General features: G+C 39.8%; 10 protein-coding genes and 2 tRNA genes. 9 read left to right on the forward strand and 3 right to left on the reverse strand.

Annotated elements, in window-relative coordinates; translation table 11 throughout:
- The 3 genes from DWA30_RS12745 to DWA30_RS12755 all read left to right on the forward strand — a co-directional run.
- Positions 1 to 303 (forward strand): thiamine pyrophosphate-binding protein (locus DWA30_RS12745; RefSeq protein WP_498365830.1); only part of this gene is annotated, 303 nt, incomplete at its 5' end.
- A complete protein-coding gene (locus DWA30_RS12750; RefSeq protein WP_114492918.1) occupies positions 304 to 1,656 on the forward strand; it encodes a vWA domain-containing protein in 1,353 nt (450 codons plus the stop codon).
- The gene (locus tag DWA30_RS12755; RefSeq protein WP_114492919.1) at positions 1,653 to 2,615 is read left to right on the forward strand and encodes a transketolase family protein; all 963 of its coding nucleotides are present in this window, start codon (positions 1,653 to 1,655) and stop codon (positions 2,613 to 2,615) included. The genes DWA30_RS12750 and DWA30_RS12755 overlap by 4 nt, the downstream gene beginning before the upstream one ends.
- A 78-nt stretch (positions 2,616 to 2,693) precedes the next feature.
- On the opposite strand, the gene DWA30_RS12760 is transcribed toward DWA30_RS12755, so the two are convergent.
- Complete coding sequence (locus DWA30_RS12760; protein WP_114492920.1) at positions 2,694 to 3,599, reverse strand: FKBP-type peptidyl-prolyl cis-trans isomerase; 906 nt, start codon at positions 3,597 to 3,599, stop codon at positions 2,694 to 2,696.
- Positions 3,600 to 3,677: 78 nt separating this feature from the next.
- On the opposite strand from DWA30_RS12760, the gene DWA30_RS12765 reads away from it, so the two are divergent.
- The gene (locus DWA30_RS12765) at positions 3,678 to 4,052 is read left to right on the forward strand and encodes an RNA-binding S4 domain-containing protein (protein ID WP_114492921.1); all 375 of its coding nucleotides are present in this window, start codon (positions 3,678 to 3,680) and stop codon (positions 4,050 to 4,052) included.
- Between the two features lie 37 nt (positions 4,053 to 4,089).
- A complete protein-coding gene (locus DWA30_RS12770) occupies positions 4,090 to 4,593 on the forward strand; it encodes a phosphoribosyltransferase family protein (RefSeq protein ID WP_114492922.1) in 504 nt (167 codons plus the stop codon).
- On the opposite strand, the gene DWA30_RS12775 is transcribed toward DWA30_RS12770, so the two are convergent.
- Positions 4,585 to 5,106, reverse strand: coding sequence for a shikimate kinase (locus DWA30_RS12775; protein WP_114492923.1), 522 nt, complete (start codon positions 5,104 to 5,106; stop codon positions 4,585 to 4,587). The two genes, DWA30_RS12770 and DWA30_RS12775, sit on opposite strands and share 9 nt — an antisense overlap.
- A 119-nt stretch (positions 5,107 to 5,225) precedes the next feature.
- On the opposite strand from DWA30_RS12775, the gene DWA30_RS12780 reads away from it, so the two are divergent.
- Positions 5,226 to 5,298 (forward strand) — tRNA-Lys (locus DWA30_RS12780).
- Between the two features lie 35 nt (positions 5,299 to 5,333).
- A tRNA-Leu gene (locus DWA30_RS12785) sits at positions 5,334 to 5,416 on the forward strand.
- A gap of 364 nt (positions 5,417 to 5,780) precedes the next feature.
- On the opposite strand, the gene DWA30_RS12790 is transcribed toward DWA30_RS12785, so the two are convergent.
- Positions 5,781 to 9,125, reverse strand: a complete 3,345-nt coding sequence (locus DWA30_RS12790; protein ID WP_114492924.1) for a VCBS repeat-containing protein — start codon at positions 9,123 to 9,125, stop codon at positions 5,781 to 5,783.
- A gap of 194 nt (positions 9,126 to 9,319) precedes the next feature.
- Here DWA30_RS12790 and DWA30_RS12795 point away from each other — a divergent pair, with 194 nt between their 5' ends.
- Positions 9,320 to 10,228 (forward strand): MerR family transcriptional regulator, encoded by a 909-nt coding sequence (locus tag DWA30_RS12795; protein WP_114492925.1) that lies wholly within the window; start codon positions 9,320 to 9,322, stop codon positions 10,226 to 10,228.
- A gap of 54 nt (positions 10,229 to 10,282) precedes the next feature.
- Positions 10,283 to 11,191, forward strand: a 909-nt coding sequence (locus tag DWA30_RS12800; RefSeq protein ID WP_114492926.1) for a phytoene desaturase family protein, incomplete at its 3' end; no start/stop codon positions are given.

Genomic DNA, 11,191 nt, shown 5'->3' on the forward strand with positions numbered 1-11,191 from the left:
CGTCAAATCGATGGAGATGTCGATGATGTCCTCTCTTTAGGTAACCTTTCTCAAAAGTGGCAAGCTTTTGGATGGGAAGTACTCGAAATGAATGGTCACGACTTCGATGAAATGAAGACAGTAATGGCGAAAGCACATTCTTTCATTGGAAACGGAAAACCAATCGTTATTATAATGACAACTGAAATGGGACAAGGTGTAGATTACATGATGGGGACGCATAAGTGGCATGGAAATGCTCCGAACGCTGAACAATTAGAGTCTGCTTTGAATCAATTGGAAGAAACTTTAGGAGATTACTAAATGAAGAAAACACTCGCTATATTGCTCATCTTTCTAAGTTCATTTTCTTATGGACAAGAGCAAATGACGCGTATTCTTTTCATTCTGGATGCATCAAATAGTATGAATGCCCGCTGGGGAACTCAAACTCGAATCAATGCTGCCAAAGAATTACTTGCTAAAACAGTCGATGGTTTACGCGATGTTCCAAATTTAGAAATTGGTCTGCGCGTTTATGGTCACCAATCACCAATTACAGCAACATTTCAGGATTGTAATGACACCAAGTTGGAAGTTCCATTTGGACCAGACAATTTTACTAGTGTCAAAAATCGAGTAAAATCAATCCAAGCAAAAGGAACCACACCAATTGCACGTTCACTTGAAGCAGCAGCTGGCGATTTTCCAGACAACACTTCAAGAAACGTTATTATTCTCATTACAGATGGACTTGAAGCATGTGACAACGATCCTTGCGTAATTGCGAAGAAGTTGAAAGATAAAGGTGTTAATGTAACTCCATTCGTGATTGGTCTAGGAATGGATTTGTCTTACCTTGAAAAATTCCGTTGTATTGGAACGTATGAAGATGCTGAAACGCGAGAAGCCTTCGAACGAGTACTTCAAAATGTCGTTCAAAAAGCACTTCTGAATACTACGGTGCAAATCAACTTGAACAATATTGCGGGTGCTCCAACTGAAACAGACGTTACCATGTTCCTATATGAAGCAGGAACGACGAATCTCAAATACACCTTTACGCATACTATTAATCGTTTCGGAAATCCCGACACACTGATTATTGATCCCGCACTTTCATATGACCTTGTCGTAAACACGACTCCTAGGGTTATCAAGAAGAACATTGTAATAAAAAGAAACATTCACAATACAATTGAAGCCAACACCCCACAAGGTAATATTCGATTGCGTTACCTTAATGCAGCAAAACCCTATCAGATTGATGCTAGGATTATGCAGGAGGGCAGTACATCAACATTGAATGTTCAAAAAATAGGATCAAAGGATAAGTATTTAGTAGGAACGTACATGGTTGAAATTTTAACCTTGCCTCGAATTTATGTTACCGTAAATGTCGAGCAGAGTACAATCTCCGACATCAACATAAAAGCCCCCGGTTTTTTCAAGTATGCAGGAATCAATAAAATCACTGGACAAATTTTCATGAAGAATGATAATGGGACATGGGATTGGGTAACGAACATTGAAGATAAAAGTAGGACCGGCAAGATTCGATTACAGCCAGGAGAATACAGAATGGTATACCGTCAGATTGATTTAAAGTCATCGACATACACCATGCAAAACGATTCTAGAATAAATTCCAACTCAACAACAACGATTAAGTTATGACAACGAAAACAACATTCGAAGTACTAGGAAAGAAAGACACACGATCTGGTTTTGGAGCCGGACTTACAGCCCTTGGAAAAACCAATAAAGATGTGGTGGCTCTTTGTGCCGATCTTACCGGTTCGTTGAAAATGGACGAATTTCAAGCAAATCATCCTGAACGATTTTTTCAGGTTGGGATCGCTGAAGCAAATATGATGGGTATCGCTGCCGGAATGACTATTGGTGGAAAAATCCCATTTACCGGTACGTTTGCAAACTTTTCTACAGGTCGTGTTTATGACCAAATCCGACAGAGTATTGCCTATAGCGGTAAAAATGTAAAGATCTGCGCTTCGCATGCGGGCGTAACTCTGGGTGAAGATGGTGCAACGCATCAAATCTTGGAGGACATCGGGTTGATGAAAATGCTTCCTGGTATGACAGTGATCAACACTTGCGATTACAATCAAACGAAAGCAGCAACCCTTGCTATAGCCGAACATAAAGGACCTGTGTATCTTCGCTTCGGAAGGCCTAAAGTAGCGAATTTCACTTCCGAAGAACAAAAATTCGAAATTGGAAAAGCAGTAGTACTCCAAGAAGGAAAAGACGTAACCATTATCGCGACCGGACATCTTGTTTGGGAAGCCTTACAAGCGGCCAAAACATTGCATTCCGAAGGAATTGAAGCAGAAGTAATAAACATTCATACAATAAAACCATTGGATGAAGCTGCTATACTTAAAAGTGTAAGGAAAACCGGATGCGTCGTAACAGCCGAAGAACACAATTACCTTGGCGGCTTAGGAGAAAGTGTAGCTAGAACTTTAAGCACCAACGCACCTGCGCCACAAGAATTTGTCGCTACCCAAGACACCTTTGGGGAATCCGGAACGCCCGAGCAATTGATGGACAAATACGGATTGAATGCAAAAGCAATTGTCAATGCTACTAACAAAGTCCTTGGCAGAAAATAAAACAAGTCATAGCCATTAATAAAAAACCCCTAAACTATTACAGTTAGGGGTTTTTAGTTAATATGGAACTTATGATGATTAACTATCTGAATCCAGATAATCTGGTGTACCATCACCATCTACATCCGGAAAAGTGATCGTGCCATCCTCATTTATTTCAATCTCATTTCTAGTTAACCGTCCGTCGTTGTCATCGTCGTTATCGCTATAGTTAGGCAATCCATCCTCATCGGTATCGTCGTCCTCTTCCAATCCGTTATCATTAAGGTCCTCCATGATCGAAGGGATTCCGTCATTATCTTGATCTCCTTCTTCAACTTCATACAGTTGGATAGTAAAAATGATCTGTTCGTATGGTAAGATACCTGAAGCGGCCGGCGGATTGTTGAAGTATCCTAATCCGGAAGGAATAAATACAGCACCCACACCAAAGTCTTCAAAAGAAACACTTCCATCGGGATTATCGATTATGGCACCTGCACCGTTGAACTCGACCATGGCGTCTTGGAATCCGTTTACAGTACGAGTAAGATCGAAGCTCACCGGAATAACAGAACTATCGAATAATTCATTGTCTAATTTTCGTCCTTCGTAATTGGTCACAGCGATATCCGGGAAATTAGGAGACTCCCCTTCGCCTTGCACTACCTTTAAATAGTATAATTTATAGATTAGATCGGTTTCTACCCTATCCTTCACCATTTTAAAATCCACTTGATCGATTAATGGAATTTTATCGGCATTTTCATCTGCAATCGTATCGAATCTAATTTTGAAATCGAAATCACTTGTCGGATTTTCAAACTCTTCATAATTGTAGAAGTGAGTTTCTAAGTAGGTTTCAATTTCGGCTTGTGCAAAAATCGCTTCTTCTCCACGATCTCTTGGTGGTACTCTATTTGGGCCTTCATCGTCATTTTTACATGACGTAAAAACCACACTTACCATTAAGAGGGTAGTAAAAAGAATATTTAATTTTTTCATGTTTATTTTTTTGTGGGCGCAAGATACAATTTTCAGTTATTTTTGTTAACCACATAACGCAGTTTTTAAGCTAATTGTATGCGAATTGACAAATATTTATGGTGTGTGCGCTACTACAAAACTCGTAGTTTGGCGACACAAGCCTGTAAAAAGGGATCGGTACGAGTTGACGATGTTTCGGTGAAACCGGCGCGTGATGTATTTCCAGGCGACAGCATTACCCTACGAAAAAATCAGATCCACTACTCCTTAGAGGTGCTAGACCTACCCGAAAACCGTGTTGGCGCCAAGCTGGTAGATCTTTATAGAAAAGACACCACCCCTAAAGAAGCGTTTAATAATCAAGAGATGCTTAAATATGCTAAAAGCTATTATCGGAAAAAAGGAGTGGGCAGACCCACCAAGAAAGATCGGAGAGACCTGGAAGATTTTACGAATACAGATACTGAATAAACTGCACCTTTTCTATCTTTGAAAAAAACATCTCAACATGAGCCAAGGCGAAACCATCATTTTAACCCACAAGGAAATTGCACATAAGATTCGACGCATTGCTTATCAAGTATATGAGACCAATGTAGGCGAAACAGAAGTAGTAATTGCAGGAATTAAAACGAATGGTTTTATTCTGGCGAAAAAATTAAAAAAGGAGGTAGAAAAAATCTCAGATTTAAAAGTAACCTTGTGTGAAGTAATTATCGACAAGAAGCAACCTACCAACGAAATCAAGACCTCTATTCCAGCTGAGTCCTATTCGAACAAATCATTGTTATTGGTGGATGATGTGTTACATTCGGGAACAACTTTGATCTACGGCGTAAAACACTTTTTAAATGTACCGCTGCAGCAGTTCAAAACAGCCGTTTTGGTTGATAGGAACCACAAAAAATATCCTATAAAAGCCGACTTTAAAGGTATTTCGCTCTCCACTTCAATTAATGAGAATGTGGCTGTGATCTTCGAAAAGCAAAAAGCAAAGGCAATTCTAGAATAAGTGTGAAACGATCGCCTTAACAACCTCTTGAACGTTCTTGTTGGTTGTATCGATCACCAGTGTTGCTTGATTGTAATAATAAGCACGCTCGAATAAGTGTTTCCTAATAAAATCGGTAAGCAGTTCTTTTGTTTCAAGATGCGAAATCAACGGTCGTTTCGCACGTTCGTGGAACAGTCTACTAGTTAACGTATCAATATCGGTCTTTAAATAGATGGTGACGACCTTGTCTTTAGCGTTTAAAGCTTCCATACTGTTGTAATAGCAAGGCGTCCCACCGCCTGTAGCAAGCACAAAGTTGTTCTCGTTCTCGATGAGAGTGTGTAAATATTCGTTTTCTTTTCTTCGGAAATAGATCTCACCTTTCTTTGAGAACAAGGTCGAAATCGAACAGTTTTCTTGAGTTTCTATATACGCGTCAAGATCGATCGAATCGTATTGAAGTTTCTGCGCCAGTTGATTAGCTACGACCGATTTTCCACTTCCCATATATCCAATTAATATCAATTTCATACGACTTTAGTTTCTCGAGGTTCCTCTACAATACGAATTTAAAATTTTCTCAAATTTAATTTAAAATAGCTTTGAAAAATACATTAAATGATAGTATATTTGCACCCGCATTCAAGAAAGACTTGGTAGCTCAGTTGGTAGAGCACCTCCCTTTTAAGGAGGTGGTCCTGGGTTCGAGCCCCAGCCAAGTCACAAAAAGTTAAGCCCAGCGGTTTAACTTTTTTTTTACCCGGGTGCTGGAATTGGTAGACAGGCATGGTTGAGGGCCATGTGTCCTTTGGGCGTGTGGGTTCAAGTCCCATCCCGGGTACAACTTACTTCTCATAAAGCATTCAAAACTTTTATTAGCACAATTACAGCCCAAAGAATGGGCGTGGCGAGGTTTCAAAATGTGAGTTTTGAAAACGAGCCGTAAACCCTAAAATATCCCATCCCGGGTACAACTTACTTCTCATAAAGCATTCAAAACTTTTAATAGTACAATTACAGCCCAAAGAATGGGCGTGGCGAGGTTTCAAAACGTGAGTTTTGAAAACGAGCCGTAAACCCTAAAAAAACCCATCCCGGGTACAACTTACTTCTCTTTTATAATTCAAAGTTATTTATTAGTACAATTGAAGCTCAAAGAATGGGCGTGGCAAGATCTAGACATCTATCTTACCCCTGCTAATCACTTATTGGGTCCAGACAAACAACTGAACTGCGTCGTTATTATTAGCTGCAAGAATCGCAGGTCTGTCACTTCCCGATAGCATTAGCAAACTCAAATCTTGTACATCCTTAGGCATAAAGAGTCCACTTTGTGCTATCTTGTCGATAGGCGTGAATCTTCCATCGCCATTTCCTTGCAGAAAAAGTCCTTTACCTGCATCGTAGGAAGGTGTTTCAACTTCGGTATTGTACATATTCCCGGCAATTACTATATCCAAGTTACCGTCTTTATTAAAGTCCCAAACAACGATATCTTGAATTGGAGCAAGTTGTGCTTCCGAAGGCAACCTATGCGATTTAAAAGTCCCATCCCCTAAGTTTTCGAGATAAACACTCGCAAATGTAGTGGCTTGGTAATGAAGTGCGGCAGCTAAATTCTCGGCTCCATAGATATCTTCTAAGGTTGAGGTAGCAAATTCCGAATACATTGGAAACTTCTCACTAATAAATGGCATTTGCTCTGTAGAGCACTCTTTTCCACGTACCGGAGCTAAGTTGCCCTTATAGGTTTTACTCAGCACTATATCAAGGGTACCATTATCGTCGAAGTCGTGTGAAAAAACATGTAACGGCTTGTCTTTATTAGGGTGAAATTTGTTGTTCAATCCTAAGTTACCCGCAATTAGGTCCATGTCTCCATCATTGTCAAAATCTCCTTGCTCTACACTGTACCACCAGCCGGTATCTTCAGCCAAACCGTAAGACTCTGTACTGTTTATAAACTGATTTCCTGTGTACGAATACACCATAACCGGTGTCCACTCGCCAACGAGGATCAATTCTTGTTTCCCGTCGCCATCTAAATCACTCCAACAGGAAGCCGTTATCATTCCGGCTTTTTGCAGTTCTTTTCCGAAGGTGGCAGTAACATCTTTAAAGATCCCGTTCTGATTCTCTAGCAAATAAGAATCCGGTGGCAATGGATATTTGCCGGGTGTTGTGCGCCCACCCACAAAGAGATCAAGATCACCATCACCATCCCAATCATTGGCAGCAATTGAAGCTGTACTCGAAGTGATTCGTGGCAATGCTCGATTTGATCGTGCAAAGCTACCGTCTCCGGCATTAAGGTACAATCGGTCCTGCAACATTCGGGCCTCCATCACATCACCGCCTCCTCCACTGGCTACATATAGGTCCATATCTCCATCGCCATCCGCATCAAAGAACAGTGCGCCTAGATCTTCAAAGGCCGCGTCTTGTTGAAAAACATTCGTATCGATTGGGACGAGCCCTCTTGTGCCAATTTGCGTATACAATGCTCCCGGTTGGCCTTTAGCGCCTCCGACAAAGAAATCCTGAATCCCGTCACCATTTATATCTGCCACCGCTAACGCAGGTCCTAATGTAGATTGCTTATGAGGCAATAAAATTTCTGTCGCAAAGTCATTATATTCATTTTCGCGATGGGTAAACGTAAGTTCTGATGCTTGGCTCGTAATATCATAAAAAAGCCCCTTATTAGGCTTATTGCTAACAAGAGCACTCGAACTATTAAATCTATCTATTGTGTGTTTTCTATTAATCTGCGGATCGTCTATGGAGGTTATTTTTCCATCAGGCCATGTGATCTCAACTTTGTCAATTTTGTCTGAATTTCCTATTCCGAAGTGAGCCAATGGCTGCATACCTGAAAGATATCCTCTAACGAAAGAATATTCGACCAATTGTTCCTGTCCACCCGCAACTAATTTAATTCTTGAATTAAGTGCTTTATTGAAGTTAGCACCAGCTGTTAGTTCAAATTGCACGAAATTGGTAATTCCTTTTTCGGAAGTATTATTACGATACACAAAGGCAGTACGTTCTAAGTTATTCACAACAAGGTCCAGATCCCCATCATTATCTAGGTCGCCATACGCAGCGCCATTTGAGAAAGAGGGATCTTCGAAGCCCCATTCTTTCGATTTATCTTCAAAATTCAAGCTCCCATTGTTCTTATACACATAATTGGTAATTGGTATCGATTTCGCTTTTTGGAGTTCCTCATAATAGATCTCGGGACTTCTTCCTTCTTTCTCCATTCGAGCATCTACAGCCCTGCCCCAATCTCTATCCTTAGTATCTCGCTTAAATCCATTAGTAACCACAAGGTCCTTGTGCATATCGTTATCCAGATCGGCAAATAAAGCCGCCCAACTCCAGTCGGTTTGAGCCACACCCGACATATGTGCTATTTCACTAAAATTACCGGCGCCTCGATTTAGATTTAAGGTGTTGAACATAAACTGCGGAAGAAAATTTCGATCCTCAACTAAATAGTCGAAACGCTTTACATCCATGGACTCCATTAATGTTTTACTACGGTAATGATCTGACGGTGTCATATCTACTACCGCTAGATCGATGAGTCCGTCGTTGTTAAAATCGGCTGCATCACAACCCATGGAATAGAAGGAGGTATGAGAGAACTTAGATTTAATACTTTCAGTAAAAGTGCCATTACCCGAGTTGAAAAAGAGGTAATCGGGCACAAAATAATCGTTGGCAACATAGATATCTAAAAAGCCATTTTCATCAAAATCACTTATGGCTACACCCAGTCCGAAACCGGGTCTAAAGAGCCCCGCAGCTTCCGTTATATCGGTAAATTTTCCTTGTCCGTCGTTGCGATATAAAGTGCTACAAGATCGTTTGTAAACATCTTGTGGTTTATTAATTAATGCATTTTCCCATTCTTGTACGCTTCTCCCGTAATTTAAAAGGGAATGATTCATCACAAATAAATCTAGATCACCGTCTTTGTCCATATCAAAGAAAGTGGCTTGAGACGAGTACGAAGCATCATCGATTCCATAGGCTTTAGCGCTTTCTGTAAAAGTAAGGTCCCCATTATTAATGAACAGCTGATTCCTAAGTACACTATCATCAAGGTAGGGCCCCGAGTTGCACACATAAATATCTAAGAAACCGTCGTCGTTAATATCGATCATAGTAACACCTGTAGCCCAGCGACCCGAATCTATTTGAGCTTGATCGCTAATATCTTTAAAAGTAAGATCTCCTTCATTTATATAGAGTTTATTCGCCGTGTCATTTCCGGCGAAGAAAATATCTTGTAAGCCATCATTGTTAAGGTCACCAATCGCCACCCCGCTGCCATTGTAAAAATAATCGTAGAATCCCAGATGCCTATTGGGTGTTTCTATAGATGTATTCTGAAAGGTGATATTGGTTTTTTCTGAAGGAAGTAAGGTGTAAAGTGGCGCATCGACATCCATCTTAATCTTTTCCTTTTCTTCGGAGCAAGACGCGAGAAACACGAGCGAAAACAATAAAACTAACGGTAAGAACGACTTTGTATACATACTAACAATTAATAAAGAGGAGTTTAGGATTATAAATATAACTTAATATTCCAATTGTTAGCTCTCGATTTTAAAATTGAGATACGATTCGCTAAATTCTGTTTAGAAGATAATTCAAAATAATAAACAAAAACGTTGTTCATAATCAGTTTTTTTACCTAATTTGACAACAAATTTAAAGCAGGCGTCACGCCATGGTCAAAACACAATTCAGTATTAAAGACCTTGAACATCTTTCAGGAATCAAGGCACATACTATTCGTATTTGGGAAAAGCGCTATAATTTATTAGACCCCGATCGCACTGAAACAAACATTAGAACATACGGTGTAGCAAGCCTTCAGAAGCTATTAAACATCACATTCCTATATAACGAAGGGTATAAGATCTCGAAAATTGCCAAATTACCGCAAGACGAGATTAGAGATTTGATACAGTCTTCTTCTCTTTCGCAACAAGATAGCTTTGCGCTTAAATCGTTTAAAACGGCCATGTTTACGTTCGACTCGAAGTTATTTTCAGATACCTATTCCAAATTACGGGAGCAGCGTTCGTTTCATGAGATCTTCTTTGAATTATTTATTCCATTGTTAGATGAAATTGGTATGCTGTGGCAAACAGGGACCATCGACCCAACTCATGAAAGTTTTATTTCCGAACGTATCAAGCAACAAATCATTATTCATACCGGTGAGGTTCTTCAAAACCACGAAACCACAAGTGACCATACGTTTTGTTTGTTCTTGCCTTATGAGGAAATTCACGAAATTGGTTTGCTTTATGCCAATTATGAACTTCTGTCGTCCGGTGCCAACACCATTTATTTAGGTGCTAATATTCCAATAGAAAGTCTAAAATATATCGTCAACAATTATGACGAGCTTACCTTTCTTACGTATATGACCATACAGCCAAAAAATCATAGCATTGCGTCATACTTTGATGAATTTCAAAAAATTAATTGTCCGAAGAAACCATGTGAAATTTGGGTCATGGGTAACAAGATTAGAACCGACACACTTCGACTCACCGATAAAAATGTGATCCCCATCAAGGATATTCGCATGCTTCAAGACAAAATAAAATCTTTAAAAAAATCATAAACTTTTCCGAATTGCAATTTTTTGTTTAAATAAAACATAAATTTGTTAAACATTATGAGTAAACAGATTGCAATAATTGGCTCCGGATTTTCTTCATTAGCAGCTTCCTGCTACCTGGCTAAAGCCGGACATACAGTAACAGTATTTGAGAAAAATGAGACTGTTGGCGGAAGGGCCCGACAATTAAATAGGGACGGATTTACATTTGATATTGGTCCAACATGGTATTGGATGCCCGATGTTTTTGACCGATTCTTTTCTGATTTCAATAAAAAGCCGGAAGATTATTACGCTTTAATAAAATTGAATCCTGCCTATAATGTCTATTTCGGAGAAAACGACTTTATAACTATCGAGGACACACTGGAGAAAATCTGTGTTGCTTTTGAAAAAGAGGAAAAAGGAAGTTCGGTCAAGCTAAAGGAGTTTATGAAAATGGCGCAAGATAATTACGATATCGCCATCAAAGATCTGGTATACCGCCCAGGCGTTTCTCCTTTCGAATTGATTACTCCTGTGACCATGCGTAAAATTGGTCAGTTCTTTAGTACGATTAGTAAAGAAGTTCGTAAAGAATTTAAGAACCCTAGACTTATCTCCATACTGGAGTTTCCTGTTCTTTTTTTAGGTGCGAAACCATCAGACACACCTGCTTTCTATAGCTTTATGAACTACGCCGATTTTGGACTAGGCACCTTCCATCCAAAGAATGGTATGTATGAAGTGATAAAAGGCATGAAAGCGCTAGCAGTATCATTAGGCGTCCAGATTAAAACAAATCAAACCGTAGAAAAGATCATAGTAAATAATGGCAAGGCTTCGGGCGTTGCGGTTAATGGAAATGACATTGCGGCCGATATCGTATTGAGCGGTGCCGATTACCACCATACGGAAACTTTGTTAGAAAAGCCCTTTAGACAATATTCTGAAGCGTATTGGGAACGAAAAACATTTGCTCCTTCC

The sequence above is a fragment of the Candidatus Ulvibacter alkanivorans genome, from assembly GCF_003333325.1.
GTDB classification, from domain to species: domain Bacteria; phylum Bacteroidota; class Bacteroidia; order Flavobacteriales; family Flavobacteriaceae; genus Ulvibacter_A; species Ulvibacter_A alkanivorans.

What these genes read in the sequence shown, in the direction of transcription:
- DWA30_RS12750 (WP_114492918.1), top strand. Translation starts at nt 304, where the DNA reads ATGAAGAAAACACTCGCTATATTGCTCATCTTTCTAAGTTCATTTTCT.
- DWA30_RS12755 (WP_114492919.1), top strand. Translation starts at nt 1,653, where the DNA reads ATGACAACGAAAACAACATTCGAAGTACTAGGAAAGAAAGACACACGA.
- DWA30_RS12760 (WP_114492920.1), bottom strand. Translation starts at nt 3,599, where the DNA reads ATGAAAAAATTAAATATTCTTTTTACTACCCTCTTAATGGTAAGTGTG.
- DWA30_RS12765 (WP_114492921.1), top strand. Translation starts at nt 3,678, where the DNA reads ATGCGAATTGACAAATATTTATGGTGTGTGCGCTACTACAAAACTCGT.
- DWA30_RS12770 (WP_114492922.1), top strand. Translation starts at nt 4,090, where the DNA reads ATGAGCCAAGGCGAAACCATCATTTTAACCCACAAGGAAATTGCACAT.
- DWA30_RS12775 (WP_114492923.1), bottom strand. Translation starts at nt 5,106, where the DNA reads ATGAAATTGATATTAATTGGATATATGGGAAGTGGAAAATCGGTCGTA.
- DWA30_RS12790 (WP_114492924.1), bottom strand. Translation starts at nt 9,125, where the DNA reads ATGTATACAAAGTCGTTCTTACCGTTAGTTTTATTGTTTTCGCTCGTG.
- DWA30_RS12795 (WP_114492925.1), top strand. Translation starts at nt 9,320, where the DNA reads ATGGTCAAAACACAATTCAGTATTAAAGACCTTGAACATCTTTCAGGA.